At 43.2% G+C, this 13,752-nt stretch carries 14 protein-coding genes and 1 pseudogene; 9 read left to right on the top strand and 6 right to left on the bottom strand.

From position 1 onward, the window contains the following. Positions 1–210: 210 nt before the first annotated feature. On the bottom strand, positions 211–1,182 hold the full coding sequence (locus MHN30_RS15990) for a transposase (RefSeq protein WP_130165105.1): 972 nt from the start codon (positions 1,180–1,182) through the stop codon (positions 211–213). 100 nt (positions 1,183–1,282) lie between these two features. Then, positions 1,283–1,945 (bottom strand): annotated as a pseudogene (locus MHN30_RS15985) (IS4 family transposase); the annotation flags it as partial. A gap of 129 nt (positions 1,946–2,074) precedes the next feature. On the opposite strand from MHN30_RS15985, the gene MHN30_RS15980 reads away from it, so the two are divergent. From MHN30_RS15980 to MHN30_RS15970, 3 genes are all read left to right on the top strand, one after another. Further along, on the top strand, positions 2,075–2,521 hold the full coding sequence (locus tag MHN30_RS15980; RefSeq protein ID WP_130165103.1) for a hypothetical protein: 447 nt from the start codon (positions 2,075–2,077) through the stop codon (positions 2,519–2,521). A gap of 132 nt (positions 2,522–2,653) precedes the next feature. After that, positions 2,654–3,040 carry a hypothetical protein gene (locus MHN30_RS15975; protein WP_130165102.1) on the top strand — a complete coding sequence of 129 codons (387 nt, stop codon included), beginning with the start codon at positions 2,654–2,656 and terminating at the stop codon, positions 3,038–3,040. 131 nt (positions 3,041–3,171) lie between these two features. After that, on the top strand, positions 3,172–3,870 hold the full coding sequence (locus MHN30_RS15970) for a hypothetical protein (protein WP_130165101.1): 699 nt from the start codon (positions 3,172–3,174) through the stop codon (positions 3,868–3,870). 291 nt (positions 3,871–4,161) lie between these two features. Here the strand turns inward: MHN30_RS15970 and speE are convergent, their stop codons facing one another. Continuing rightward, on the bottom strand, positions 4,162–5,022 hold the full coding sequence (gene speE / locus MHN30_RS15965) for a polyamine aminopropyltransferase (protein ID WP_010378188.1): 861 nt from the start codon (positions 5,020–5,022) through the stop codon (positions 4,162–4,164). A 220-nt stretch (positions 5,023–5,242) separates the two neighbouring features. On the opposite strand from speE, the gene speA reads away from it, so the two are divergent. The 4 genes from speA (at position 5,243) to MHN30_RS15945 (ending at position 10,271) form a co-directional block, all read left to right on the top strand. Continuing rightward, positions 5,243–7,123 (top strand): biosynthetic arginine decarboxylase, encoded by a 1,881-nt coding sequence (gene speA / locus MHN30_RS15960; RefSeq protein ID WP_239360336.1) that lies wholly within the window; start codon positions 5,243–5,245, stop codon positions 7,121–7,123. Positions 7,124–7,233: 110 nt separating this feature from the next. Beyond that, a complete protein-coding gene (locus tag MHN30_RS15955) occupies positions 7,234–8,109 on the top strand; it encodes an acyltransferase (protein ID WP_239360334.1) in 876 nt (291 codons plus the stop codon). Positions 8,110–8,124: 15 nt separating this feature from the next. Next, entirely contained in the window at positions 8,125–9,045 is a 921-nt protein-coding gene (locus MHN30_RS15950; RefSeq protein ID WP_239360332.1) for an acetyltransferase, read from the top strand. Continuing rightward, positions 9,042–10,271 (top strand): mechanosensitive ion channel domain-containing protein, encoded by a 1,230-nt coding sequence (locus tag MHN30_RS15945; RefSeq protein WP_239360330.1) that lies wholly within the window; start codon positions 9,042–9,044, stop codon positions 10,269–10,271. Before MHN30_RS15950 ends, MHN30_RS15945 begins: the two co-directional genes overlap by 4 nt. A gap of 24 nt (positions 10,272–10,295) precedes the next feature. Here the strand turns inward: MHN30_RS15945 and chrA are convergent, their stop codons facing one another. After that, entirely contained in the window at positions 10,296–11,426 is a 1,131-nt protein-coding gene (gene chrA / locus MHN30_RS15940; RefSeq protein ID WP_130165098.1) for a chromate efflux transporter, read from the bottom strand. A gap of 56 nt (positions 11,427–11,482) precedes the next feature. On the opposite strand from chrA, the gene MHN30_RS15935 reads away from it, so the two are divergent. After that, on the top strand, positions 11,483–12,319 hold the full coding sequence (locus tag MHN30_RS15935) for a transporter substrate-binding domain-containing protein (protein WP_239360328.1): 837 nt from the start codon (positions 11,483–11,485) through the stop codon (positions 12,317–12,319). A gap of 83 nt (positions 12,320–12,402) precedes the next feature. Then, positions 12,403–13,029, top strand: coding sequence for an OmpA family protein (locus MHN30_RS15930; protein WP_039493461.1), 627 nt, complete (start codon positions 12,403–12,405; stop codon positions 13,027–13,029). Positions 13,030–13,064: 35 nt separating this feature from the next. On the opposite strand, the gene MHN30_RS15925 is transcribed toward MHN30_RS15930, so the two are convergent. Both MHN30_RS15925 and MHN30_RS15920 read right to left on the bottom strand, forming a co-directional pair. After that, positions 13,065–13,409: a rhodanese-like domain-containing protein gene (locus tag MHN30_RS15925; protein ID WP_010378206.1), complete on the bottom strand. Its 345-nt coding sequence runs from the start codon at positions 13,407–13,409 to the stop codon at positions 13,065–13,067. Positions 13,410–13,446: 37 nt separating this feature from the next. Beyond that, positions 13,447–13,599 carry a DUF2892 domain-containing protein gene (locus MHN30_RS15920; protein ID WP_083229929.1) on the bottom strand — a complete coding sequence of 51 codons (153 nt, stop codon included), beginning with the start codon at positions 13,597–13,599 and terminating at the stop codon, positions 13,447–13,449. Between the last annotated feature and the right edge of the window lie 153 nt (positions 13,600–13,752).

The following is a 13,752-nucleotide window of genomic DNA, read 5'->3' as shown; positions in this document are numbered from 1 at the left end:
AATCAATGACACCCACCATTATTTGTATCTATGCTGGCAAGTAAGATTTAAAAGTACGGAAATACTTAAAGAACAGGGAACAAAAACGTTCCTAGATAAGTTGATTTTTAGCACTCAAGCGTATCTCTACACTAAAGCTGGGTTATCGCGCACAACAACGCGCTGCAAATACAACAGTAAGAAATTCTAGCGTTGAGAATTTGAGTTTTGCTAAGCCAACAAGCGCTCGCAGTTTGTTAGGTTTGTCCGTCGTCGTTTTTGCAGTGTTTCGCAGTAAGCGGTTATTGTTCGTTCTCGACCAACGGCACCGTGAAATACCCGAGAAAACTGCGTAGTGAGTTTTATCCAGTTTTCAGGCTCTATATTGAGTCGAGTAAGAATCGGTTGTGCTTCATTGATATACCCGCGTTTATCGACTCGAATATATTGGCCCGTGAGCTCAACTAATTCAATATAGGATTTGAGCTCAAAAGGCAGGCCTTTTGGCATATGTTTTCGTGGGCTGCCAGCGAAGCGTAATAGACTTTTTGGTTGTTTACCTAATTTCGCATGGTCGATTCGTTTTTTGATGCTGGTGTAGTCTGAGGTTTCAGGCGTTGCGGCGATGCTGGCTCTAATTGGGTTTAGGTCTACGTAAGCGAGACAAGCAGCCAGTGCAGCCTCATCCAGTAATGCTTGGGACTTAAATCGTCCTTCCCAAAACCGACCTGTACAATTATCTTCTTTATTTGCTCGGCGGGCGATGTCTTCATTAAGCACTCGCATAAACCAGCTAATATCTGCGAGTCTTTCTCTGTACTTATCAACCAGCTCATCGAGTATCAATTGCTCCGACTCACTCAGTGGCTCATCTTCAATAAACTTTTGGCTTATCCAATTGCCTTTAAACAACTTGTGCCATCGTATCACAGTCGCTTTATCCGACAGACGCTTAGACTTTTTATCATCAATATATAAAACAATGTGAGTATGATTACTCATCACGGCATAAGCACAGACATCAATACAAAACACATCCCCCAACATCAGGAGCTTTTCTTCAACCCAATTCCGGCGGTGTTCGTATGATTTGCCAGTAAATTTATCTTCACCGCATAGAAAGGCACGTCTTACGCAACGGGAGATGCAGTGATAGTATTTGGTGTCGGTTAAACTGATTTGCTTTTTACGGGCAGTAGCCATAGCTTGGTTTCCTCAATCCTTTGAGTGCAGAATTATAGCTTAGGCGGTATCTTAGGAAGGTGCAAAATAGTGGTGGGTGTCAGCGATTTATGTTTCTCAGCGATTTATGTTTTACTTCTCCAATATAACGTCCACGGGGAGTTGCTGATGGGCAAAGGGCCTGATTTACATGCCAATCTTCGCTGTTCTTATGCTGATAAGTGACTTTACCACGCACCCGCCCGAGCCAGAACCAGCCTTTTTTATCGACCTGTCGAAACCAGGTATTTCGATAGCCAGCATCTGTCACGATGAGTGGAATACATTTATCAGGCAGGATGCTGGCAAGTTCATCCAGGAACAGCTGATGGGACTTAGGTGAGTTGTATTGAGCAAATGTGAAGGTGCGCTCATACACTATCATTGAGCGTCCCTGAATGCTGACGGAAGCACGTAAAGTCATCAACCGCAGTTGCTCGCGCACATCGGCCCAGTCGACCAGCAAGATAGGCATAGGATTAGCGCCACACGTCAGGCGAGCATGAAAGCGGTAAATAGCAAGTCGGTCGTTATGCATGGCAGTGTTGCCAAGCAGTCGGTCCATACGTTTAATGTTGTGTTTTGCAGCGACAGGGCCCTTCATATTCCGACCCAGCTCTGTAAGTGAGAGTTGATTGCTATCGAGCAAAGTCTCAGTTGCTAGCATTAATGAATCAAGGCGCCGCGCATGAATTTGGGGGAAGTTTTTTCTGAGCATATCGTGTAGGATAGTGATATCACGCATGGTGTTGTTATCTATTTGGTTTTTGGCGAAATAAATTAGAAAAAACGATGCCGTGCGTGTCCATCACATTGACTTTAAATATGATTATCTGGGGATTCCTCAGACAACAGCGTTAGCAACACTTGGGTTATGAAGACTTTTTTAATTGTAATATTTTTTCTAACTTCTTTTGACAGCTTGGCTAATAGTAGCTTTGACTTATCTGGTTCTTGGGAGGGGTTTTATTCTGGTTCCCATATTCATCAGGGTAAAATGACAATTGAGGTAGCCTCAAAATCTTGCTCAGTTACAATGCAGCGACTTGATAAGTCTGAAGTGCTTCAATTTCCTTGTGAAAAAATAACCCACACTAAAGGGGTTTATCATTTTACTGCTAAACAAAAGTTTACTTCTGGCGCTGGGTATATTGAATGGGTATTTTCTTTTGCACTTGGCATAGGACATGATGACCCAAAAGTGACAAGGAAGCTTATCGGAACTTGGTTACAGGGGATGAAAGAAAAAGAGGCGGGTAATTTAATTGGGTTAAATTCCGGTTCAATGAAGTTAAAAGAATTAAAAAATAATAAATTTTAGTAGCAGTAAATATGCTGCTAACAAGGCCGTTAAACTAAGGGTACAAAACCGCAGGCTGTGCTCCTTCGTCGCAAGTTTTAGCCTGCTATTTTGTGACGTTTACGGCAAGCATTAGGTGAACATGAGATATCAATGAAAACGATTACGTTAATAATTATTATGCTGTTGTCCCCAACTTTGAAAGCTAAGGAAGTTAACTTGACTGAGTTAGAAAATGTTTCACAGAACCTGCAGTTCTTAATTGCACCTACCAATGTAGATGAATATGGAAAGCTAGAAAAGTTATGTAAATGCACCGCAAAAATAGCTCAAGAGAAATGGATGCCTGCGAAGTATTCAGAATTTAGTAATGCACTAAGTGGATACGCCAAACTAGTAAATTCAGCAATGGAAAACATGGAAGAAATGCTAAAAAATGGCCCCCCTAGGTCTTCAGAAACAGTTATATCTGGCATGCGAGGCCTGGTTGAAATCATTGAGTCTTGTGAAGAGAAGTATGGAATTAGAGTTGAATTCTAATCAATACTAATAAGGTCATCTAACAAACACTTTAATAAAGGACGCAAAATAGCAGGTTTGCGCTCATTCTTTGCTAACCTTTCTACGTCGCTTATTTAGGCGTCAGCTTTACGGAAATTTTGGAAATAAAAATGAAATTAAAGGCTTTTATATTACTTATCTCTGTTTTGTTAAGCGGATGTAGTACTACATCATTAAAAAAACCGATTTCTAGCAAAAAAATAGGTATCCACATTAAATACAACGCTCCCTATACTCTATGTCAAGAGTATTACGGTGCGACAGTTTTTAACAATGAAAGTAGTCGTTATACTATTGATTCTAACTTAGAGAGCATAACTATCAATGCTATAAGTCAAGCAATTACCGAATCTGACAATACTCCAATAATAATTCCTGTTGAAAAGGCTGTTTCACACTCAGAACTAATGACTTTTAATTCCTGGAGTGGTGAACCAACTCTAAATGTTTTTGGTGCAAGCTACCTTGAGAAGTTAGGTGAAACCTATGGAGTTGAGTATATTTTTGTTCGCTTTATAAATGAACCAATAGAGTGTGATATCAGGTTATCTAATCAGTATTCCGATTATGGTCAAGTTAACCTATATAGTTTGTCTTCATTCAATCTGTTTGATATTAAAAATGCCAAATACCTAGGTATGGCGGGCCCTAAATTTGGTGAAAGTTATTCTTTAAAAATGCCTGAAGATATAAATAATCTTAGCAAAGATGAATTACTTAAAGCCGTTAAAGTTCATTACAACAAGACTTTAGACTATAATTTCAGGTTGCTTTCTAAATCTAAAAACAAAGTATCAAGTAATAATTAAAGCTAACAATGCACTCAAAAAGGACAAAATAAATAAGCTCATCGCTTCGCTCGATCTTAGCTTATTTAATTTTTCCTGTTAGCTAAGCGTTAGCCCATAGAAATTTTTATCCGAAAGTCATCTAATACAGCCGACGACCTAAAACTTTTTTGTCCAAAAATGAGCTAGAGCGAACGTCTGCTGTTCGCTCATAACTTCAGGGTAGGTGAAATATTAACCTAATCATCAAGGCTGTAGAGTCAGATATGAGGCCACTACACTTTAACAATTGAGTTTATATTTTGACTGGGCCTACTTTTCGAAAGCACGCTTCATAAAGTTAGGTGTTGCTAATGCACCTTTATGAATACCTGTGTTGTAGTACTCAGTATCAAATGTTGCGTTATCAACGTCTTGTTCGCGGAATCCGGCAAACTTTTGATCTTTACGCGCCATTGTTGCTGACCACAGGCCGCTTGGGTAGATTGGTTGTGGGAAAGGCAGGGTTTGCAGATCAACAAAGCCCACTTCCAACATTGCATCGCGCATTTCTAGTAGCAACGGCATGTGCATCAGAGGTGATTCACTTTGCTGGATCATGATACCACCAGTGCGAAGCGCTGCTAAGCAGCTCTTGTAGAATGCGTGGTTGAATAAACCTTCACCAGGGCCAACAGGATCGGTGCCATCAACGATGATAACGTCGATAGACTCTGCTTCGGCTTCACGCATATATTTGATGCCATCATCAAACATCACAGTTGCGCGAGGATCGTTATTAGACTCACAAAGCTCAGGGAAGTATTTCAAAGACATTTGCGTCACAACTTCGTCGATATCAATCTGAGTTACTTTTTCAACGCCAGGGTGCTTTAATACTTCACGCAATGTGCCACAGTCGCCGCCGCCAATGATCACAACATTTTTAGGTGCAGGGTGCGAGAATAGCGCCGGGTGACTCATCATTTCGTGATAGAAAAAGTTTTCACGCGTGCTCACCATAGTGCAACCGTCAATGATCATCAGGTTACCAAAATCCGTCGTTTCAAACATTTCTACTTTTTGAAATGGTGATTGGATTTCGTCTAATTTTTTGTTGACTCTAAGTGAAAAAGCGCTGCCATCGCGGTCGCTAATTTCTGTAAACCAACGGTTTGCTTCTAAGTTTGCCATGATTGTGTTCACACTTGATAAAAATTAAGGCAATTTTGCCAGTGCTTGCGCCTTTGCTCAATCAATTTTAGTCAACATTTTGTACTTTGCCTCATATTAGTCCTAATCAAGCATGGGCTATTTTTCAGGTTTGTAAGCTAATGAAAACGCAACTTTAGGTCGCATTGACTAGCCTCGCGTATTAGAATGAAGCTTTATAAAGAATTAATTGAGAGCAGCAATGACTTGGGGTCTGCAAACAGCACGTTCTATCTATAACGTTACTCACTGGAGTGACGGCTATTTTGATATCAATGAACAGGGCCAGTTAGTGGCGTTTCCTGATGGTGATCGCACTAAGCCACCAATTCTTCTTCCAGAGTTAACTGAGCAATTTAAAGCGCAGGGGCTAACTTTGCCGGTTTTGGTGCGTTTTACCGACATTTTAAAACATCGTGTCGATACCTTGACTCAAGCATTTACTGCTGCACGAGCTCAACGTGATTACCAAGGCCAGTACACTTGTGTTTACCCAATAAAAGTGAATCAGCAGCGCTCGGTTGTCAGCAAGTTATTGGCTCATCCAAGCGGTCTTGTTGGCCTTGAAGCCGGTTCTAAGCCTGAGCTGATGGCAATTTTGGGTGTGGCACACCAACCTATTACCATTGTCTGTAACGGCTACAAAGACAGTGAGTTTTTGCGCTTAGCTTGCATTGGTCAAGCGATGGGTCATCAAGTAAACATAGTCGTTGAAAAGCTCTCTGAACTAGATACCTTATTACAGGAAATCGACGATTTAGGCATTGAACCGTCGATTGGTATTCGTATTCGCCTTAATTCAGTTGGTAAAGGCAAGTGGCAAAATACTGGTGGTGAAAAAGGCAAGTTTGGTCTTACTGCTAGCCAAGTGCTGCAAGCGGTTGAGCTACTTAAGTCGCATAATCGTTTGCACTTAATGCAGTTGGTACACTTCCATATCGGCTCGCAAGTTGCCAATATTCGCGATATTCAACGTGCGCTTAAAGAGTGTGCGCGTCACTATGCTGAGCTATACCAACTAGGTGTTCCGCTGCGTATCGTTGATGTTGGCGGTGGCCTCGGAGTGGACTACGAAGGCTCAGGTTCTCGTAGTTCATGTTCAATGAATTATACGGTGGCGGAATACGCGAAAAATGTGGTGCATGCTTTTCATGATATTGCGGAGCTCAATAACATTCCGCATCCGGATATTATTACTGAATCTGGCCGAGCATTAACTGCCCATCACGCGATGCTTATCACGGATGTGATCGACGTAGAAAAAGCGCCAAATCAAGTCGAACCGGTGCAGCCGCAAGATACCAGCCCATTGGTGTTGCAAGAGTTATGGCATTCGTTGTCACAACTGACCCCTCGCATGGCTTTAGAAACTTATCATGACGCTATGCACTTGTTCAGCGATGCACACGACCAATACGTGCATGGTTTGATCAGCATGCAAGAGTGGGCGCAGCTTGAGCAGCTTTACTTCACGACACTTCATAAAGTGCGTGAGTGCTTAAATGAGAATGCGAGAGCACACCGAGAAGTACTAGACGACCTCAATGAAAAGCTGGCTGATAAGCTGTTTGTGAACTTCTCGTTGTTCCAATCACTGCCGGATGTTTGGGGTATTGACCAGCTATTTCCGGTGATGCCTATCGACAAGCTCAATCAGCCGTTGACGCAAAGAGCGATTATTCAGGACATTACCTGTGATTCGGACGGTCAAATCAACAGTTATGTTGAGGGCGCGGGTATCGAGTCAAGTTTACCCATTCCTGAGTATGTGCCGGGAGAGCAATATCACGTTGCGATGTTCTTGGTGGGAGCCTATCAAGAAATATTGGGTGATTTACATAACTTATTTGGTGACACAGACTCAGTACACGTTGAGCTTTGTGATGAGGGTTATAAACTCACTAATGCAATCAAGGGCGACAGTGTTGAAGATGTACTGCGCTTTGTTCATTATGACAAAGCGGTGCTATCTGAGAATTACGCACAGCAGATCGCAGCGTTGTCGTTGCCGGAGTCAATTAAAGCTCAGTATCTACAAGAGTTAAACGCCGGACTTGAAGGTTATACTTACTTCGAAGATTGATTTTCAAATAGTGAAATGGAATAAATTATAGCCGACCAACTGGTCGGCTTAATTGTGTGTGATTTTCAAGGTATGATACAGCTCTGCCGTAAAACACGATGAGGGAATGAATGTCGTTTATTCGTAAAGTGATCAGCATATTGCTGTATGCCGTTAACACTATATTTTGGTTTATACCGATCTTTATTTGTGGCTTGATTAAGCTACTGCCGATCCCACCATTGCAAAAAGCCATGAGCTATATTGCTAAAGCGTGCGCAAGTAACTGGGTCGCGTGTAATTCAGTGAGCCAAAACCTCATTGCGCCGTATACGCTCAATGTTAGCGGGTTGAATGAGCTAAAACGCAAAGACTGGTACTTGGTTATCGCCAATCACCAAAGTTGGGTGGATATCTTAGTGTTGCAGCGCGTGCTTCATGGCAAAATCCCGTTTTTGAATTTCTTTTTGAAAAAAGAATTGCTGTACGTACCTGTCCTTGGTCTTGCTTGGTGGGCGCTCGATTTTCCTTTTATGACGCGAACCAGCAAGTCGCAATTAAAGAAAAACCCTAAACTGCGTGGTAAAGACATAGAAACGACGCGAAAAGCATGCGAAAAGTTTAAAACAATGCCAGTGAGTATTGTAAACTTCGTTGAGGGTACGCGTTACACCGAATCCAAGCATAGTAAGCAGAAAAGCCCATTCACACACCTGCTTAAACCAAAAGCGGGAGGCATCGCATTTGTGATGCAGGCTATGGGTGAGCAAATCAGCAAAGTGGTGAATGTCACCATCCATTATCCCGGTGGTGTACCAACTTTTGCAGACTTTATCGCTGGTAAAGTTAAGTCAGTAGATGTTCAGGTGGAAGTAATGCCGGTCAGTGCAAACTTGGTCGGCGACTACACGAATGATCCCGAATTTAGAGTGCGTTTTCAATCCGAATTAAACGCCTTGTGGCAAGCCAAAGACGCACAACTTGTGGAGCTTGCCGATAAAAAGTAGTAGAAGGATGTTGTGATGTTAAAACAAATACTACCTAAGTGGTTTCTCGGGCTATCGGCCAGTGTGTGGCTGCTGGTGAATACCTTTGTGTGTGGTTTATTGGTGCTATTGTTTGGCATCATAAAATTGCTTGTGCCAGTTAAGTTTATCTCTACAGCACTGCACTTTTTTTACGGTATGTGGTGTAAAGGCAATTACCTAGGTTTGCGCATCGCGTGCGACAAAATCCAAGTGAGCTTGCCAAAAGAATTACACGCTCAAGGGTGGTATTTGTTAATTTCCAATCATCTTAGCTGGCTTGATATCGTTGTGCTTAGTGCCATGGAGGTACTACCTGCACCTAAATTTTTCCTAAAAGATGAATTAAAATACGTGCCTTTCATTGGTACTGGTGCATGGGCTATGGGCATGCCATTTATGAAACGTGCGAGTAAAGCGCAGATCGCCAAAAACCCTAAGCTTAAAGGGATGGATGTAGAGCGTACCAAAGCCAGTTGTCGCAATTTTCGTGATCATCCCACAACGGTAATTAATTTTGTGGAAGGTACTCGTCATACTAAAGCCAAACATGCGCATCAAAATAGTCCGTTTAAGCATCTGCTCAAACCAAAGGCGGGTGGTGCAGCGTTTGCCCTTGAAGTGTTATCTGAGCAACTTGACGGCATGCTCAACGCGACTTTGGCTTATGAGTTAGAGGGTGAGCATATTTGCCGTGCATTTACGCTTGGACGCTTGGATGCAATTGATGTAAAAATAGACTACATCGCGATGGAAAAAGTGCCACTTGGTAACTATCAAGCCGATAAAGCCTATCGTGTACAGTTTCAATCTTTTATGAATGAAGTTTGGCAACGCAAAGATTGCCAACTCGAAGCGCATTGGCTGCATTCGACTGAGCCAAATGACACGCTCAATGAGGAGCTAAAACAGCTATGAAGTTTGATCACCTTCATGATGTCGTTCAACCGTGGTTAAAAGAGTTACCGCAGGGCACTGTGATCAGTGCGTTATTCACCAACGGTGTTGCGGTTGTTGGGTTATTGCTTTTATATTGGGTGATCCGCCGTTTAGTGCTACCCAATGTAGAAAACCTCGCGCGCCATATTTCACCGCGTAAAATTGGTCACCTTTCCCCTCAGTTAAGTAAATTTAGCGGCCGCTTTGCCTTTGTATTGTGTTTACTGGTCTTTTCCGCCTACCACGAGCGTCTATTTGTCGCGCCAGCTTGGGTGTTTATCGTGATGGAAACACTGGTGTACGTTATGTTGGTGGTGGCATCTGGGTTTTTATTTAGCAGTTTAGTCAATTTAGGTAATGGCGTTTATAACCTCTTTCCATTCGCCAAAGAAGTGCCGATCCAAGGGATTATTCAAGTAATTAAGCTACTGATATTTATAGTTTGTTCTATATTGGTGGTCAGTATCTTGGTGGATAAATCACCGACCTATATTCTTTCCGGTTTTGGTGCGATTGCGGCAGTCATCATTTTGGTATTTAAAGATACGATTTTGGGATTGGTTGCGAGTATTCAAATAGCAGCTAATCGACTGGTAACCACTGGCGACTGGATCCAAGTTGACGCATTTGGTGCAGACGGCGAGGTGATAGATCTGGGTTTAAATACCGTTAGGGTTCGTAACTGGGATAACACCGTCACCACCATACCAACTTATATGTTGATCTCTGATTCATTTAAAAACTGGCGTGCAATGCAAGAGTCAGCAGGACGTCGCATCAAACGCGCCATTCATATTGATTTTACTAGCATTGAGCCGTTGGCTGAGCAAAAGCGAGCGTCGCTAACCGAGCAATATCCACTGCTGGAAAAACTTGAAGAGGTACCAAGCGATATCACCAATTTAGGCTTATTTAGACGCTATGCAGAGGCCTACTTGAAGCAGCATGATGCCATTAATCAAGATTGTTTATGTATGGTCAGGGAGCTTGCCCCCACGCAGCATGGTTTGCCTCTGGAGTTTTATTGTTTTAGTCGCGATAAACGCTGGGTGTTTTATGAGCATCTACAAGCCGATATTTTGGACTACATGCTAAGCGTAATGCCAGCATTTGGGTTACGTCCATACCAAAGTGTGAGTGACTACTTTGGCGCACACCGCGTGAAAGTACGCGCCGGTAGCAAACCTGACGCAACTTCAGAATAATCAGCCAGGCCACTGAAAGGTGGCCTACACACTTCCAGCGATAACCCCAAACACCATAAAGGCAATAAGCAATTGCCATATCGCGGGCTTTAGCCATTTAAGTGCTGCAAAACCTAATATCACCGCGATGATATCGAGCAAACTATGCACCGCAGAAAGCCAAATTGGTTGATAAAACGCAGCGGCTAAAATTCCCACAACACCGGCATTTAAGGCCGCGCTGATGCTTGCAAACCTTGGCAATGCAATAAGTGATTGCCACTGTTGGTTAAACGCCCACATTAACAGTAGGCCCGGCAAGAAAATAGCGAGCGTTGCAATCGCTGCGCCCAAAATGGGATGGATATTGTCGACAACGGCGCCTAAAAAGCTTGCGATGGTAAACATCGGCCCTGGAATGGCTTGCGCGGCAGCATAAGCTGTTAAGAAGGTTTCTTGCGCGACTCCCTCAACACTAGTTTGTAGTAGCGGCAGCACGACGTGACCGCCGCCAAAAACTAAAGCGCCTGCCTGATAAAACTCGGCAAATAGTTGATTTGGTAGCGCGGCAAAGGTTAACGCAAATAGGCCAATAAAGAGCGCAAATACAGACCAGTTGATTTGGCTTTTTGATTGACTCGGTTTACTTGGCGCATTGCTAAATGAGTAAAAGTAACCAGCAACGACAAGCACCATAAGCACACCCAATTGTGCGCTTAAGTTCGGCAGCATCAACAGCGTGAATGTGGCGAAAAATGCGACGAATTTGAGTGCTGTGGTTTTACAAAAGCTTTTCGCCATACTCATTACCGCATCGGCAACGATGACAACAGCAAACAATTTCAACCCATCGATGACATTCAACGCAGTGCCCGAAAGCTGCTCAGCGGTTAATGCCAGCATGATCATGAGCAAAAAAGACGGTAGCGTAAACCCTAAGAAGGCGGCGATCCCTCCTAGTATTCCAGCTTTTTCTAAACCAATCGCGAATCCAACTTGACTAGACCCCGGTCCTGGCAGTATTTGTGACAGACTGATCATACTGGCATAGCGCTCGTTACTCAGCCATTTTAAGTTATCGACAAAGTGTTTTTTAAAGAACCCAAGGTGGGCTGCGGGTCCTCCAAAGCTCGTACATCCTAATAACAAAAACTGGTAAAATATTTTCAGAAACATAGTGTACCTTGTGATATTGTTAACCTTATATCTTCACAATTTTATATGACATATTTATGACTTTTGGCACGAGTGCGCCTCAGTTGGATAAGTATTATGCGAATGACTTTTTTATCGCCGTGTTTATTTATTTGTTGGCGAACTTCTCTTGTTTTGCTCAGCAAATTAATGTCGCTGTTGATCACGCGCCACCGTATAGCACTATTGAAGACAATGGTGAAGTGCAAGGTTTAATCTTAGATATATTGGCAACGGTGCAGGCTCAGGCTGGTGTTGATTATCAAATAAATGCCGTTCCCTGTCCTTTCTCTCGCTGTATGCGGATGATAGCGCAAGGTGAGGTAGACATCATGGGTGGCTTGATCCGTACGCCTCAACGAGAAAAGTTAATCGACTTTGTCGAACCCGCCTACATGGCGCTGACATCTTCGTTTGTGTTCTATGCTAAGCAAGACAGCGATATTCGGGTGGAGCAATATACGGATCTTTATACCAAGCGGATTGCGGTGATGCGTGGCGGCGTTTTTTACCCTCGCTTTGATGAAGACCGTCAACTCAATAAAGTCCCTGTGTTTAGTGAGCAAGTGGCATTTGATTTATTGCTTAAAGGACGTGTTGACCTTGTGATCGCAGTTGAAGACACCGCTGAGGTGGCGATGGAAGTGCTTGGTCAGCCCATTGAAAAGTTGAAAAAAGTCTCCTATCACCACGCTCAGCCGATTTATGGCCATATGGCAATGAGCAAACGCTTCAGCGGCACCGAGCTTGCGCAAACCATTCGTTTAACGATGAAGCAATTGGCTGAGAAAAAGCAGCTAGATGCTGTGGTTGCAAAATATAAACTGCCACCAGTTTCTGAGCATATAAGCGACTTAGTCCCTGCTCATCCTTAAAAAAACCAACAAGGCTTCAGCCAGAGTTAATTGTTTATTGCAACAATATAGACAATCAAGTTGAAACGAACTCAGGTGGGAAGATGATTGCAAGAAATATGTTAATTGGTGCAGCCGTTGTGGTTGCTTTGTCTGGATGTGAAATGAATAACACAGGTAAAGGTGCGGCGATTGGCGCTGCAACTGGTGCGGTGTTAGGTAAGGCTACTGGTAACCACAAAGATAAGCGTCTTGCCATTGGTGCTGCGGTTGGTGCAATTGCAGGTGCCGCAATTGGTAACTATATGGACAAGCAGGAAGCCGCTTTTAACCAAGAGCTTGCTGGCACGGGGGTTGAGGTGGTTCGTGAAGGCGATCAAATGCGCTTAGTGTTGCCATCAAACATTACCTTCGCGACAGGTAAGTCAGCTATCAGCCCTGGTTTTTATAATACACTTCAAGGCATCGCGCGCGTGATGCAGCAGTACGATAAGACATTCTTAACGATTGTCGGGCATACAGACTCTACTGGTTCAGCGAGCTTCAATCAGACTTTGTCTGAACAGCGCGCGAATAGCGTAAAGCAGTATTTATTATCACAGCAGGTACTTCCTGCGCGATTATACGCAGAGGGCATGGGTGAGTCTCAGCCAATCGCGAGCAACGATACTGAGCAAGGTAAGGCACAAAACCGCCGAGTAGAAATAAAAATTATTCCAAACCGCGCATAAGAAAAGTGCAAGGAGTGCTGCACAGCACTCCTTTTTTATAAAGTGTCACACACCACTTCAGCTTTGCAGGTAATTACGCTGACATTGGTGTAACCGATACGTGTTAGTTGCTCTGCGGCAAAAATAGCACGGCCACCAGCAGCACAGTGTAAATAAATTGGCCTGTCTGCGTCTTTTTCCAGCTCTGGAAGCTTAAACTCTAGCAATCCTCTTGGGATATTTACCGCGCCGTTGGCTGCCTTTTGACTATGTTCAGCCGGCTCTCTCACGTCGATAACCAGACCATTGTTTTGTGCAATCTCTGATTTTGCTTGTACCGCGTCAATGCAGCGTTGATTAGGCTTTACTGTCTTTAATACATCTTGGGCAGATATCAGCATATATAGCTCCTTATTGGGTTATCGGTTTCATTATGACTCACCTTTCCTGAATGCCAAGTTTCTTCAATATAACGATCATAGGGCACCAGTTAGTAAAAGCAGACTGCACTAAATTGACACAAATAAACACACTAAACCAAACCCAATGTGGGTTGACAAAATGTGTGAGCAGTAAAGAAATGGCAAACATAACACCAGCGATTAATCTAAATAACCTGAGCTGCGGATAATTAATGCCTTTCTAGCAGCCAGTTTTAGCGCTAACTGCGTTGAATTCACTTCCAATAGCTCGCTATTGGTGCGTAAATACGCCTTGTTTTCCCTAAATCTTGCTGGCTAGACA

This window comes from Pseudoalteromonas sp. OF7H-1 (assembly GCF_022347825.1).
In the GTDB taxonomy this organism is placed as follows: Bacteria; Pseudomonadota; Gammaproteobacteria; order Enterobacterales; family Alteromonadaceae; genus Pseudoalteromonas; species Pseudoalteromonas maricaloris.
Note: the sequence above shows the minus strand (reverse complement) of the source record. Positions and strands in the feature narration are given on the sequence as shown.

Bases quoted from the DNA above. Each gene is read 5' to 3' on its own strand.
- speE (WP_010378188.1), bottom strand. From the start codon at position 5,022: ATGGCAAACTTAGAAGCAAACCGTTGGTTTACAGAAATTAGCGACCGC.
- MHN30_RS15935 (WP_239360328.1), top strand. From the start codon at position 11,483: ATGACTTTTGGCACGAGTGCGCCTCAGTTGGATAAGTATTATGCGAAT.
- MHN30_RS15980 (WP_130165103.1), top strand. From the start codon at position 2,075: ATGAAGACTTTTTTAATTGTAATATTTTTTCTAACTTCTTTTGACAGC.
- MHN30_RS15925 (WP_010378206.1), bottom strand. From the start codon at position 13,409: ATGCTGATATCTGCCCAAGATGTATTAAAGACAGTAAAGCCTAATCAA.
- MHN30_RS15930 (WP_039493461.1), top strand. From the start codon at position 12,403: ATGATTGCAAGAAATATGTTAATTGGTGCAGCCGTTGTGGTTGCTTTG.
- speA (WP_239360336.1), top strand. From the start codon at position 5,243: ATGACTTGGGGTCTGCAAACAGCACGTTCTATCTATAACGTTACTCAC.
- MHN30_RS15955 (WP_239360334.1), top strand. From the start codon at position 7,234: ATGTCGTTTATTCGTAAAGTGATCAGCATATTGCTGTATGCCGTTAAC.
- MHN30_RS15970 (WP_130165101.1), top strand. From the start codon at position 3,172: ATGAAATTAAAGGCTTTTATATTACTTATCTCTGTTTTGTTAAGCGGA.
- MHN30_RS15975 (WP_130165102.1), top strand. From the start codon at position 2,654: ATGAAAACGATTACGTTAATAATTATTATGCTGTTGTCCCCAACTTTG.
- chrA (WP_130165098.1), bottom strand. From the start codon at position 11,426: ATGTTTCTGAAAATATTTTACCAGTTTTTGTTATTAGGATGTACGAGC.
- MHN30_RS15945 (WP_239360330.1), top strand. From the start codon at position 9,042: ATGAAGTTTGATCACCTTCATGATGTCGTTCAACCGTGGTTAAAAGAG.
- MHN30_RS15920 (WP_083229929.1), bottom strand. From the start codon at position 13,599: ATGTTTGCCATTTCTTTACTGCTCACACATTTTGTCAACCCACATTGG.
- MHN30_RS15990 (WP_130165105.1), bottom strand. From the start codon at position 1,182: ATGGCTACTGCCCGTAAAAAGCAAATCAGTTTAACCGACACCAAATAC.
- MHN30_RS15950 (WP_239360332.1), top strand. From the start codon at position 8,125: ATGTTAAAACAAATACTACCTAAGTGGTTTCTCGGGCTATCGGCCAGT.